12 protein-coding genes are annotated in these 12,558 nt (G+C 71.4%); 4 read left to right on the top strand and 8 right to left on the bottom strand.

Features of this window, described 5'->3' with window-relative positions; translation table 11 throughout:
* Positions 1–6: 6 nt before the first annotated feature.
* Positions 7–1,164: an RNA polymerase sigma factor gene (locus ACFV8T_RS30140; protein WP_385333685.1), complete on the top strand. Its 1,158-nt coding sequence runs from the start codon at positions 7–9 to the stop codon at positions 1,162–1,164.
* Positions 1,165–1,435: 271 nt separating this feature from the next.
* Here the strand turns inward: ACFV8T_RS30140 and ACFV8T_RS30135 are convergent, their stop codons facing one another.
* The 3 genes from ACFV8T_RS30135 to ACFV8T_RS30125 form a co-directional block, all read right to left on the bottom strand.
* On the bottom strand, positions 1,436–1,966 hold the full coding sequence (locus tag ACFV8T_RS30135) for a DoxX family protein (protein WP_385333818.1): 531 nt from the start codon (positions 1,964–1,966) through the stop codon (positions 1,436–1,438).
* A 484-nt stretch (positions 1,967–2,450) separates the two neighbouring features.
* Positions 2,451–3,305, bottom strand: coding sequence for an ABC transporter permease subunit (locus ACFV8T_RS30130; protein ID WP_385333682.1), 855 nt, complete (start codon positions 3,303–3,305; stop codon positions 2,451–2,453).
* On the bottom strand, positions 3,302–4,222 hold the full coding sequence (locus ACFV8T_RS30125; RefSeq protein WP_385333679.1) for an ATP-binding cassette domain-containing protein: 921 nt from the start codon (positions 4,220–4,222) through the stop codon (positions 3,302–3,304). Before ACFV8T_RS30125 ends, ACFV8T_RS30130 begins: the two co-directional genes overlap by 4 nt.
* A 225-nt stretch (positions 4,223–4,447) precedes the next feature.
* Here ACFV8T_RS30125 and ACFV8T_RS30120 point away from each other — a divergent pair, with 225 nt between their 5' ends.
* Together ACFV8T_RS30120 and ACFV8T_RS30115 are read left to right on the top strand one after the other, a co-directional pair.
* Complete coding sequence (locus tag ACFV8T_RS30120; protein ID WP_385333676.1) at positions 4,448–5,605, top strand: sensor histidine kinase; 1,158 nt, start codon at positions 4,448–4,450, stop codon at positions 5,603–5,605.
* A complete protein-coding gene (locus ACFV8T_RS30115; RefSeq protein WP_385333674.1) occupies positions 5,602–6,264 on the top strand; it encodes a response regulator in 663 nt (220 codons plus the stop codon). The genes ACFV8T_RS30120 and ACFV8T_RS30115 overlap by 4 nt, the downstream gene beginning before the upstream one ends.
* A 393-nt stretch (positions 6,265–6,657) precedes the next feature.
* Here ACFV8T_RS30115 and ACFV8T_RS30110 read toward each other — a convergent pair whose 3' ends face one another.
* The 4 genes from ACFV8T_RS30110 to ACFV8T_RS30095 form a co-directional block, all read right to left on the bottom strand.
* Entirely contained in the window at positions 6,658–7,671 is a 1,014-nt protein-coding gene (locus tag ACFV8T_RS30110) for a hypothetical protein (RefSeq protein WP_385333671.1), read from the bottom strand.
* Positions 7,672–7,888: 217 nt separating this feature from the next.
* Positions 7,889–8,038, bottom strand: coding sequence for a hypothetical protein (locus ACFV8T_RS30105; RefSeq protein WP_385333668.1), 150 nt, complete (start codon positions 8,036–8,038; stop codon positions 7,889–7,891).
* Between the two features lie 300 nt (positions 8,039–8,338).
* The gene (locus tag ACFV8T_RS30100) at positions 8,339–9,010 is read right to left on the bottom strand and encodes a response regulator transcription factor (RefSeq protein WP_385333665.1); all 672 of its coding nucleotides are present in this window, start codon (positions 9,008–9,010) and stop codon (positions 8,339–8,341) included.
* The gene (locus tag ACFV8T_RS30095) at positions 9,007–10,170 is read right to left on the bottom strand and encodes a sensor histidine kinase (RefSeq protein ID WP_385333662.1); all 1,164 of its coding nucleotides are present in this window, start codon (positions 10,168–10,170) and stop codon (positions 9,007–9,009) included. The genes ACFV8T_RS30100 and ACFV8T_RS30095 overlap by 4 nt, the downstream gene beginning before the upstream one ends.
* 112 nt (positions 10,171–10,282) lie before the next feature.
* Here ACFV8T_RS30095 and ACFV8T_RS30090 point away from each other — a divergent pair, with 112 nt between their 5' ends.
* Positions 10,283–11,815: a hypothetical protein gene (locus ACFV8T_RS30090; RefSeq protein WP_385333660.1), complete on the top strand. Its 1,533-nt coding sequence runs from the start codon at positions 10,283–10,285 to the stop codon at positions 11,813–11,815.
* A gap of 147 nt (positions 11,816–11,962) precedes the next feature.
* On the opposite strand, the gene ACFV8T_RS30085 is transcribed toward ACFV8T_RS30090, so the two are convergent.
* Positions 11,963–12,379 carry a hypothetical protein gene (locus ACFV8T_RS30085; protein WP_385333658.1) on the bottom strand — a complete coding sequence of 139 codons (417 nt, stop codon included), beginning with the start codon at positions 12,377–12,379 and terminating at the stop codon, positions 11,963–11,965.
* Positions 12,380–12,558 lie beyond the last annotated feature (179 nt).

Below are 12,558 nucleotides of genomic sequence, written 5' to 3'. Positions count from 1 at the left end.
CGTCTGATGCCCTCCGAGGTGAACTCGGACCTGCTCCGGAGCCTCACGCCGAGCGTGCTCGGCATCCTCGTCCGCCGCGGAGCCGACTTCGCGGCGGCCGAGGACGCCGTGCAGGACGCGCTGGTCGAGGCGGTCCGCGTCTGGCCGGCCGATCCACCACGGGACCCGAAGGGCTGGCTGGTCACCGTGGCCTGGCGGCGGTTCCTCGACACGACCCGGGCTGACACGGCCCGCCGTCGGCGTGAGGACCTCATCGACGAGGAGCCGCCGCCCGGCCCCGCGTCCGCGGTGGACGACACGCTCCAGCTCTACTTCCTGTGCGCCCATCCGTCGCTGACGCCGTCGTCGGCGGTCGCGCTCACACTGCGCGCCGTCGGCGGGCTCACCACCCGGCAGATCGCCCGCGCCTACCTGGTGCCCGAGCCGACCATGGCGCAGCGCATCAGCCGGGCCAAGCGCACCGTCTCCGGTGTCCGCTTCGACCGGCCCGGCGATGTCGCCACCGTGCTGCGCGTCCTCTACCTGGTCTTCAACGAGGGCTACTCCGGCGATGTCGACCTCGCCGCCGAGGCCATCCGGCTCACCCGGCAGCTCGCGGCCGCCATCGACCACCCCGAGGTGGCGGGGCTGCTCGCCCTCATGCTGCTCCACCATGCCCGGCGCGCCGCCCGGACCGCACCCGACGGCAGCCTGGTGCCGCTGGCCGAGCAGGACCGCGGCCGGTGGGACACGGAGTCGATCGCCGAGGGCGTCGAGATCCTGCAGGCGGCCCTCGCCCGCGACCGGCTGGGCGAGTTCCAGGCCCAGGCCGCCATCGCGGCACTCCACGCCGACGCGCCCACCGTCGAGGAGACCGACTGGGTGCAGATCGTCGAGTGGTACGACGAGCTCGCCCGCCTGACCGACAGCCCGGTCGTCCGGCTCAACCGCGCGGTGGCCGTCGGCGAGGCCGACGGACCGCGCGCCGGTCTGGCGGCGCTCGTGGCGCTGGACGACTCACTGCCCCGCTACGCCGCGGTGTCGGCGTACCTCCACGAGCGCGACGGCGACCTGACGACGGCGGCACGTCTGTACGTCGAGGCGGCCCGGAAGGCGCCCAACCTCGCCGAGCGCGACCACCTGACGCGCCAGGCCGCCCGGCTCAACGCCCGCGGGCGCCACTGACGGGCGTGGCTGACAGGCGTGGCTGACGACTGTTGCCGACGGGTGTCGCCTCCCCTCCCCGTCCTCTGTGGCCCCATTGCCGAACAAGCTCTGTGGCCCCACAAGCCGTACAAGGTGCGCGGCGTCCGGGCGTTCGCCTGGCCGGCGCAGCGCGGACGAGGGAACCGTCCGCGCCGTGATTCACCGCGCCGCGGTGACCTTTCAGCGACAGGATCAGACAGCGGCTTGATTTCGCCGCAGCCTGATCGGCGTCGGTATCCTCTGCCTGCATTCACAGGCTCAGCACGATCGCGGCGCCGAGGCCGCCGACACCCAGGGCGAAGGCGGCCTCCGGCCAGCCGCCCTTCCCCCAGCGGAACGGTCTGTCGAGTGCGAACCGCCCGGGACCGATGGCCGCGACGGCCAGCACCACGACCGCGATGCACACGTTGTACTCGACGCCGCCTTCTGTCTCCCACAGGCCGTGTGCCGCGGTGACCGTCACCATGGCATTGATCATCACGCCGATCAGGGCAGCCGCTGCCAGTGGGGTGAACAGCCCCAGAGCCAGGCCGAGACCCCCGACGAACTCGGAGCCGCCGCCGATGGCGGCATAGACCACTCCTGGGTGGAAGCCCAGACCTGCGAAGCCCTTGCCCGTGGCGGCAAGGCCGTCACCACCGAATATTCCGAAGAGTTTTTGGCTTCCGTGCCCGGCCATGAGGAGGCCGATGGTGATCCTGACAAGGAGCAGGCCGCAGTCACCGGCGGAGACCGAAGTCCTTTCCGGTACGTGGGCCGCCGACCGGGGCGGGGCACGCAACTTCTCGCTGATGATGTATTTCACCGGAGGCTCCTTCTGCTCCGATGCCCCTGGGCGGTGTCGACTGACCACGCGGGACACGGAGGGATCGGCCGCACGGCGACGCCTATGAGCACACGCCGGGCACGGAATACCGCGGCGCTGCCGGGAGGAATCCGGACCACAATGAAACAACTGGGCTGCCGACCCCCGGTCGGGCCGCCGGTCGTTTTCGCATTGACTTGCGTGACGTCGGCTTGTCATTCCCATCGTTCCCCCTCCCCCGGCCGCGATCGACCCTGGAGCGGTGGAGTGCGCGCGGTATCAGCAGATACAGGGAGGCGTGACCGCTTCTGGCGCGGGGCCCGGGTGACGCATTTCCTCGCTGGACGAGGGCCTGGGTGCTGCTCGTCCCCGGCCGGCCTCGGATGCGCGGAGGCTGGGCCGGTCCTGGGCGGGCCCGGTCCGTGCAGGGGAGGCTGGTTGTCTGCTTCCTGTCGCGGGTTCACACGTCGCGGCGCCGTACGACGACCACCGCGAGTACGACCGCGACGAGCGGCCACACCGTGTACACGATCCAGGAGCCGGGCACAGTGGCGGTGTACGCGAGGGAATCGGGATCCGGCGGCCAGTTCTGGACCAGGCGCTTCCAGGCGGTGACCGGCATCGCGTGGTTGATGTCGGCGGACCAGAGCTCGCTCTGCGAGAAGAGTGTGGGGAACATCAGTAGCGTGAAGACGCTGGTGATCATGGTGGTGGCACTGTGCCGGATCAGGGCACCGAGGCCGAGGCCGATCAGCGCGCAGACCGGGGCCAGCAGGGCGGACGCCACCATGGCCCGTGCCACGCCGGGGTGGGTGATCGGGACCCCGGCGTGCCGTCCGTCCAGGATGGCCTGGGAGACCAGGAAGGAACCGGAGGAGATGACCGTACCGACCGCGGTCCAGAGCGTGGCCGTGACGACCGCCTTGGCCAGTACCACTCCACCACGGGCCGGGACGGCCGCGGTGGTGGTGCGGATCAGTCCGCTGCTGTACTCGCTCACGACGGTGCTGGCACCGATGGCGCCGGCGACGAGAATCAGCAGCCAGTAGCCGGCCGGCGGGAAGGCGGTGAAGGCGAGGAAGTCGTGCGGCTGACGCGTGCTCGGGCCGGAGTCCGCGATGTTGTCGTATTCCGCCAGCGCCGCAGCCGCGGCGGACCCGATGACGAACACGGTGGTGATCGCGAGCGTCCAGGGGGTGGAGCGCAGGGACCGCATCTTGATCCACTCGGCGGCGATCAGGTCGCGGAAGCGGGCGGGCGGGCCGGCGACGGGCGCGTACGAGGTGGTCGGGGGAACGGAGGTGGATGTGGTCATCGGTGCTGCCCTGCCAGGTATTCGACGCTGTCGGCGGTGAGTTCCATGAAGGCCTCTTCCAGTGAGGCGGTCCGGGTGGTCAGCTCGTGCAGCATGATCCGGTTCTCGAAGGCGAGTGCTCCGATCCGGTCCGCCGAAAGCCCGGTCACGGCCAGCCTCTCGGCGCGCTCCGGGCTCTCCGGCTGGACGGACGCGCCTGCGGCTGTCAGCACCACTGTCAGCTCGGCGGCCTGCGGAGTGCCCACCAGGACGCTGAGGCGGGTGCTGCGGGCCGCGAAATCCCGTACCGACTCCGCGGCGATGAGCCGCCCCCGGCCGATGACGACGAGTTGGTCGGCCGTGTTCTCCATCTCCGACATCAGATGGCTGGAGAGGAAGACCGTGCGGCCCTCGGCCGCCAGGCGCCGGAAGAGGCGGCGCATCCAGAGCACGCCCTCCGGGTCCATACCGTTGACCGGCTCGTCGAACATCAGCACGGGTGGGTCGCCGAGGAGGGCGGTGGCGACACCGAGCCGCTGTTTCATGCCGAGCGAGAACCCACCGATGCGGCGGGCCGCCGCATCGGCCAGCCCCACCTCCTGCAGCACCTCGTCCACCCTGCGCAGCGGGATGCCGTTGCTGCGGGCCAGGGCGGACAGATGAGCGGCGGCGCTGCGTCCGCCGTGGACCTGGGTGGCGTCGAGGAGGGCGCCGACGTGCCGCAGTCCGCGCGGGTGGCTGCGGAAGGGGACAGCGCTGACGGTGGCAGTGCCCCCGGTGGGCGCGTCCAGGCCGAGGATCATGCGCAGGGTGGTGGTCTTGCCGGCGCCGTTCGGGCCGAGGAATCCGGTGACCTGGCCCGGCCGCACGGTGAAGGACAGATGGTCGACGGCGGTCTTGCCGCCGTAGCGCTTGGTGAGCTCGTTGACTTCGATCACAGGAACAACGCTGCCGGGAGGCCCCGGCCCGGACATCGGGCCGGGGACGGCAATCGCGCGGCCGGGTTGGCCCGTGGGCGTACGTCCCCGGGCCGATGCCGCGCGGGCGGCGCCTGGCTAGGCTCGCGGCATGAACCTCACACCGACCACTCCGTTGCCTGCGTGCGTCGCGCATCGCCGCCTTCCTCAAGAGACCGCATGCCGCCGATGACGAGGACAGGGGGCATGGCCTGGGTCGGGGGTGTCCTGTACCTCGTCATGCTGGTTCTGCTGCTGGGGGGCGCGCCGCGGGCTTCGGGCACGGTGCACGCTGTCGGGTCGCTGCTGGCCGTGAGCCTGCTCGTCGGTGTGCTGCGACGGGCGCCGTTGTCGGCTCTGGCCCTGACGCTCTTCGGATCCACTGCCGTGGTGGTGTTCACGCCCGCTTCCGCCCATGCGGACCTGACGGTGTCGTACCAGGGCCAGTTTCTGTCGTATCTGGCGGTGGACCTTGTCCTGGGCTTCATCGTGGCAACCCGCACACGACGCGTTTCGGTCATCGCCGTGTCCGTGTCCCTGGTCGTGCAGCTCCTGCTGATCGGCGGCTTCGCCCACGGGGACAACGTGACCGTCAACGCCGTGATCGCCGTCCTGGCGATGAGCGCGTCCTGCATGATCGGGCTGCTGAGTCGCGAGCGACGCGAGCACGCGTCGGCGTTGCGTTCGCAGGAAGTGGCCGAGGCGGTGACCGCCGAACGGCTGCGGATCGCGCGGGAGCTGCACGACATGATCGCGCACAGTATCGGCATCATCGCCATCCAGGCCGGAATGGGCAGCCGGGTCATCCAGACGCAGCCCGCGGAGGCCCGCGAGGCACTGCGGGCCATCGAGGTCACCAGCAGAGAGACCTTGTCGGGCCTTCGGCGCACTCTGGTGGCGCTCCGCCAGGCCGACCCCGGGGCGGCGGCCTCGGGGCAGCCATCTCTCGCGCCCGCACCGGGGCCGGCGGACATCGAACGGCTCGCGACGGCGACCGCGGACGCGGGAGTACGTGTCGACGTGCGTTTCAGCGGGAAGCAGCGGCCCTTGCCGGCCGAGATCGACCTGTCCGTCTACCGTATCGTGCAGGAGGCGCTGACCAACGTGGTCCGCCACGCGAGCACCGGGCACTGCCGGGTGACCGTCGGCTACGGGGACGAGGAGCTGTCCGTGGAAGTCGTCGACGACGGGCGCGGCGCCACCGAGAACCGCTCGGCCCATGGTTTCGGCCTCGTCGGCATGCGGGAGCGGGTCGGCCTGCTGCACGGCCACCTCAGCGCCGGACCGCGTCCCGAGGGCGGCTTCCGGGTGGCGGCGCGGCTGCCACTGCCCAAGCCCGTCGAAGTTCCGGTGGAGACCCGATGAAGATCCGAGTCGTGCTCGCCGACGATCAGCCATTGGTGCGGTCCGGTCTGCGTGTGATCATGGCCGACCATCCCGACCTGGAGGTCGTCGGTGAGGCCGCCACCGGCACCGAGGCGGTCCAGCTGGCCGGGGAGGTCAGCCCCGACGTCGTGGTGATGGACATCCGGATGCCCGGCATGGACGGGATCGAGGCCACGCGCCGGATCATGGCCGGTCCGGCGACGGCCCGCGTCCTCGTGCTGACCACCTTCGACGAGGACGACTACGTATACGGTGCGCTCCGGGCCGGTGCAAGCGGCTTCGTGGTCAAGGACATGGCGCTGGACGACATCCTCGCGGCGGTCCGTGTGGTCGCCGCCGGTGACGCACTGATCGCACCGGGCGTCACACGGCGTCTGATCGCGGACTTCGTGCAGCGCCCCGGAGCTGTTCCGGAGCGCTCCCCACGGCCGGTCGACGGCATCACCGAACGGGAACGGGAGGTTCTGACCCTGATCGGGCGCGGCCGGTCGAACACCGAGATCGCGGAGGACCTCTTCATCACGGTGGCCACCGCCAAATCGCACGTGTCACGTCTGCTGACCAAACTGGGCGCCCGGGACCGGGTCCAGCTCGTGATCACCGCCTACGAGATGGGGCTCGTCACGCCGCCTCGCTGAGCGCATCCCCGGGCCCGGAAGGACGCAGGAAGCGTCGAGCCGCCCGGCATCACCACGGCAACACCACGGCTTCGCCAAGTCCGGCATCGACGCCTTGAACCCCTCCGCACTGCGACGCCGCCGGGACCACCTGCTCCGAAGTGCACGGCTGCCGCCCGCTCCCGCCCGGTCCCGCTCGGAGCCGGAGGCTCCAGCCTGCTGTCATTCACGACCAACAGCAGGCCGAAGCCCGTCAGCACCCATCAGCCAAGGCCGTGGAGTGGGCAGGGGCCGGACTTCAGCTGCAGCTCACGTAGACCGCGTCCGCCGCGTGGTGTGCGTCCGTCGAGCCGTGGGAGTTCCAGTCCTTGCCGCGGTCGTGCAGCACGACCGACAGCCTCCCGCCGCTGATCTTCACGTTCGGGGCCGCGACCCACTGCCCGTTGTGGTCGACCTGGTCGATCGTGAAACTCGCGAGCTGCTCCCGGAGGAGCTGCTCCCGGCGTGGACGGTGTAGTAGGACGGGGCGCCGCCGACGTGCCGGATGTCGCCGGAGCCGGGAATGTGCACGCTGATGCGGCAGGTGCCCGAGGTGACGGAGCCGGTGGTGAAGGACCAGGTCGCGTAGTTGCCGGCGTCGCTGCCGTCCCCGGACATGGGGATCGAGCGGAACCGGCCGTTGCAGCCGTTGGACGAGTAGCCGCCGGTCGCGGTCGTCCACTGGTCGTCGTCGTCGGGGACCCTGGACGAGCCATGCTCGCTGTACGAGACGCCGGAGCCCGAGCAGTGCGGGCCCGCGTAGGCGGAGAACTGCTGGACGGCAGTGGATTTGACGGTGGCTCCCGACGCCGCTCCTCCGGACGCGGCCTTGGAGCCGGATCCCGACTTGGCGGGTGCCTTGTGGCTCCCGGCGGGTGACGGTTCGTCGGCCGCCCTGCCCTTTCCGGCGGAGTCGGCGACGGCGTTGTTCTCCGGCGCGGGGGGCACCTTCGAAGCCGGTCCGCCCTTGCCGACCGGTGCCTTCGCGCCGGGAGCCTTGGCGCCGGGGGCCTTGGCGCCGTCCTGCTCGGCCTTGGGCACGTATCCGGACGGAGAGGTGCCCGGACCGTCGTATCCGGCGGCGGCGTTGTGGCTCTTGCTGTCCTTCGGGTCGTCGCCCCAGTTGGCGCCGATGATGAAGGGAGCGGCGAGGAGGACCACTCCGCCGATCGCGGCGTCGGCGACCATGGGACGGGATATCCGGTTCGGGTTCCCTGAGGCACCACCGGCCTCGGCGTCCGGTCCGCCGTCGCCCGAGCCGCCGCCGGACGCGACGGCAGTGGCGGTCCGTCCGGCGCGCAGCCAGGCGAACCGGGCGTTGGGGGCCGCGGCCGGAGCGGCGGCCGTGCCGGCGGCGGCTGCGGTGGTCGCGGGCGGGGGCGTGGACACAGCCGTTTCCCCGGACGACGAGGTCTCGGCCGCCTCCGGCCTCGCCTCGCTCTCGGCCGTCGGGGGCTCGGGCGCGCTGCTCCCCCGCAGCGCGGAGGCGACGACTACCGCATCGCGCTGCGCACCTCGTGATTGGCCCTTTTGCCGGTCCTTCGCCCCGGCACCCGACCCGGAGTCGCGGCAACCGGGTCGGGCACGGAACCCCACCCCGTCGTGGTCAGCAGCCGGTGAGGACGGGCTGCGCGGTGAAGGAGATGTGGAAGCCGATGGTGCAGCCAACGGCGCGGACGTCGGTGAGGCGGGTGGCCATCGCCGTCACCTCCGCCGCCGTGGCGGCCGTCCTCATCACGGCCTTCGTCGCGTTCACCCTCCCCCGGGCCCGCCGCAGAGGCTGGCGCCCGGGAGGTTCGGCGCCGTAGGCAGTGCGCCGGTGTACGCGGCACCGGGCTCCGTCCGCTCGGATGACCAGGGTGGCCTCGGTCGTGGAGCTTTCGGTGACATGCGGCCGGTGAGGCTGTCGGTGACATGCTGGCGAGGAAAGTGTGCCGGGGTGCGCGGAGATGCGTCGTGTGCCCCTCCCCTGGTCTCGGGCGACGGGGCGGGACCGGACAGGTGTGGCCCGGGGCATGGGACTGTTGATGGCCCGGCTTCGTAACGCTCCGTCGCGTCAGACGGCCGGAGCATCGGCGATGCGATAGCCGACTCCGGGCGTCGTCGTGATGACCGGTGGGCCGCCCAGCTTGCGGCGCAACCGGCCGACGGTGACGGTCACCGTGTTGGTGAACGGGTCGGCGTTCTCGTCCCAGACCTGTTCCAGGAGGTCCTCGGCGCTCAGGAAGCCCGGACCGGCACGCAACAGCGCCTCCAGGACGGCGAACTCCTTGACGGACAGCTCCAGCGGACGGCCGTCGCGTACGGCTGTCCGGCGCACCGGGTCGAGTTCGAGGCCGGCGGCGCGCAGCGTGCGGGCTCGGGCGGCCGGCCTGCGGCGGGCCAGGGACCGGATGCGGAGAATCAGCTCCGGGAAGTGGAAGGGCTTGGCGAGGTAGTCGTCGGCGCCCAGGGTCAGACCGCTGACCCGGTCACCGGGCGCCCCGGCCGCGGTCAGCATCAGCACCATCGCGCGATCGTCCTGCTCCGTGATCATCTGGCAGAGCGTGTCGCCATGGATGCCGGGCAGGTCGCGGTCGAGGAGCACCACGTCGTACGCGTTCACATCGAGCTTGGCTGCGGCGGCCAGACCGTCGTGCGCGATGTCGACGGCCATCCCCTGGTCCCGGAGCCCCTCGGCAACGACCTCGGCGAGCGACCGCGCGTCCTCCACGACCAGAACCCTCACCGTGTCACCCTTCCGATTCCGGCCGCCGACGGCAGCGCCGCTCCGACGCACAGACCGCCCTCCGGGCGGGCCAGGAGAGCGAGGCGACCGCCGTGTGCTGCCACGATCGCGGCGACGATCGACAGTCCCAGGCCGGAACTCCCCTCCGCCCCCGTCCGGTCGGCGCCGAGCCGCTCGAACGGCTGCGTCAGCCGGTCCACCCGGGCCTGGTCGAGGACTCGCCCGCCGGTCTCGACGACGAGGCGTGCCTCGGTGTCGTCGTGTTCGGTGGTGATCCGGATCCAGCCGCTCTCCTTGTTGTGCACGATCGCGTTGTCGACCATGTTCTCCACCATCCGGGACAGCAGCGCCGGACTGCCTCGCGTCCAGGCGTCCGGCCGTACCTCGTCGTCGACGGTCAGCGTCTTCGCGGCGATGTCCGCGGCCCGGTCGGTCAGCGCCGCCCGCGCCAGCTCGCCGAGCGACACGGGGGTCCGGTCGGCGAGGGTGCCGTGCTGGGCTCGGGCAAGGACGAGGAAGCCGTCCAGCAGGTGATCCACCCGGTCGAGCTCGGTCCGCAACCGGCCGGCGAGCGCGACGGCCTGTGGCGCGGGCTCAGGTTTGGCGACGGCCACGTCCAGCGACGCCCGCATCGTCGCCAGCGGCGTACGCAGTTCGTGCGAAGCGTTGCCGACGAAGCGGCGCTGCGCGACGAACGAGGCTTCGAGGCGTTCCAGAAGTCCGTCGACCGTGTCGGCGAGTTCCTTGACCTCGTCGACGGGTCCGGCCACGGCGAGCCGCTGATGCAGGTTCTCCGCGGAGATCCGCCGTGTCGCCGCGGTGATCAGTCGCAGCGGGCGCAGGACCCGGCCGGCGAGGACCCGGCCGAGCAGGAGCGAGACGCCCGCCATCACCACCAGTGCGATCAGCGAGCCGACCAGCAGTTGGTGGCTCTGCTGCGCATGCACGTCCGCGAGTTGCCTCTGCAGATCCCGGATCTGCTGCTCGGCGGCGGCGAGGTCGGGCCGTCCGGTCGGGGGCTGTTGAGGCGCGACTCCGGTCACCCGGCCACCGGACATCAGGTAGGTCAGGGCGAGCAGCACGATTCCCGATCCGAGGAACCCCGTGGCGTAAAGGATCGTGAATCGCCGTCCGACGGTCCCGCTCCGCAGCTTGTCCATGTTCCTCTTCCCTCTCGGGTCCGACCGAGCACAGGTTGCCCCAACGCACCTAACAGCGGCATGACAGAGGCGGTTCGGACCACGTTATGGCCCGATCCGTAGAACCGGGACCATGCTCACTACCAACGAACTGCTCCGGCGGGAGTGGACCGGGTTCCGGCGTCCGGGGCGGCTGATCGCGATGGCGGCGGCTGCTCTGGTCGTCGTCGCCCTCGGTCTGCTCGCCGCGTTCGGCAACCACACGTCCTGCGACGGCCCGTGCCCCGCCGAACCAACCGGGCCGGACGGGTCCCTCGTCAACGACCAGTTCTACTTCCTCCATCGCGACCTGGGCGAGAACGGCAGCATCACGGTCCGGATGACGTCCATGACGGGCACGATCACCTATCCGCCGCCGACCCATGACCGGATCGTCCCGGGCCTGGTGCCGTGGGCGAAGGCCGGGATCATCATCAAGGACGGGACCCGCCGGGGATCCTCGTACGCGGCGTTGATGCTCACCGGCAGCCACGGCGTGCGGATGCAGTACGACTACCGCCATGACATCGCAGGCAGCGCCGGCGGGGTCTCGGCCAATTCGCCGCGCCGGCTGCGGCTGACGCGGTCGGGCGACACCATCACCGGCTACGAGTCGGTCGACGGCGAGCGGTGGGCGAAGGTCGGCACGGCGCACCTGACCGGGCTGCCCGAGACCGTGCAGGTGGGCCTGTTCGCCGCCTCTCCCGGCGACCTGACACTGCGTTCCGTCGGCCTGGGCGGTGCCACGGAACAGGTGCGCTTCACGCAGGCCGGTGGTGTCTTCGACCATGTCGTGCTCAAGGGCGCGGCCTCCGCCGGTGGCTGGCGCACGGACGCCGTCGGCGAGATGAACCGGACCGACTGGGAGAAGTACCACAAGGCGTCCGGGGCGGTGCAGAAGAACGGCACGATCACCGTCACCGGCATCGGCGACATCGGGCCGGGAGGTACGGAGGGCGGCGGTCGCCCGGTGGAGCGCACCCTCGGCGGTCTGACCCCCGGTCTGCTCATCGTGCTCGTGGTCGCCGTGCGGTTCGCCACCTCCGGCCCCCGCTCCGATCCCGCGCGCGGCACGCCGGTCACCCGCCGGGGGCTCGCGGCGAAGGCGTTCGTCGTCGGGGCCGTCACATTCGTGACCGGTCTCCTCGCCGTGGGCATCGTGGTCCTGGTCGGCGTGGCGATCCCGACGGGGAGCGGGACCTCCGTCATCGGGGTGTCCGCGCTCACCGGAGTGCGGGTCGTCGTCGGTACGGCCGCCGTGCTCGCCCTCGCCGGCGTGCTCGCCCTCGCGCTGGGTGCCCTGTGTCGGCGCGCCTGGCTCGCGATTCTCGTCGCCGTCCTGGTAATCGCGGTTCCCTACGTCGTGACCTCCGTCCCGCTGCTGGCCGACGGTCTGTCGGAGTGGCTGCTGCGGGTCACTCCGGCCGCCGGCTTCGCCGCCCAGCAGACCCTCATCCAATACCCGCAGGTCATCGCCCACTACGCGCCCTCCGCCGGATACTTCCCGCTTCCGTGGTGGGCCGGGATCGCCGTGTTGTGTGCGTACACGGCGACACTTCTCGGAATTGCCCTGAGCCGCTTGCCGCAGGGCCGTCAGCAGGCCGAGCAGCCGGCGCACTGGAGCTGACCCATGACGGCGCAGGAGCAGACGGGTTCCTGCGCCGTCAGCGCGGGCTGCCCGCGCGATGCGGGGATTCCGGAAAGCGGTCAGGGCTGCTCATGTCCACCAGTCCGTCACGCTTCGGCCTCGGGGCCGGTCGTATGCCGGACCGCGTCAGGTGGTGATGGTGAGGATCGCCGAGCCGGTGAGCTGGTGCGCCGCGTTCTCTGCGTTCAGCCGGAAGTAGACCGTCTGTCCCGCGGCCCGGTGGAACGTGAACGAGTTGCCGGTCAGCAGCGGACCCGACGCCCGGACGAAGCACGGCCCGTCGGTGGTCGAGGGCCCACTGCAGTACGTCTCGCGGTAGCCGGTCGTCACCGTGTCGGCCGGGTCCTTGGCGTCCCAACCGACCGTCACCTGCTCGGTGGCCGCGTCATAGCTGTACGTCAGGCCGGTCGGCGCCGGTGCCGGCGCGGTTCGGGTGATGCCGGTCGGCGCGGCCACCGCCGGGACGACGGTCGCTCCCCCCGTTGCCACCAACGCAATGGCCACCGCCGCTGCGCGGCAGGCGATCCGTACGCGGTCTCGCATGTCCCCTCCAGGATGTCGGTCGAGCCGAAGGACCGGACGGTACGAGCCCGGCCCACTGCCTGGGTGGCGGACAACGGGCGGCGGGGTGGCTAGCAGCTGAAGTCTTGCCACGGTGTGCCTGGACGTGGCCACGGCGCCCCCCCCCCCCCCCCCCACCCCGGGGCACCGACACCACAAAC

Source organism: Streptomyces sp. NPDC059832, from assembly GCF_042731715.1.
Taxonomy (GTDB): domain Bacteria; phylum Actinomycetota; class Actinomycetes; order Streptomycetales; family Streptomycetaceae; genus Streptomyces.
The sequence above is the reverse complement of the archived record's forward strand: the minus strand, read 5'-3'. Positions and strand labels throughout refer to the sequence as shown.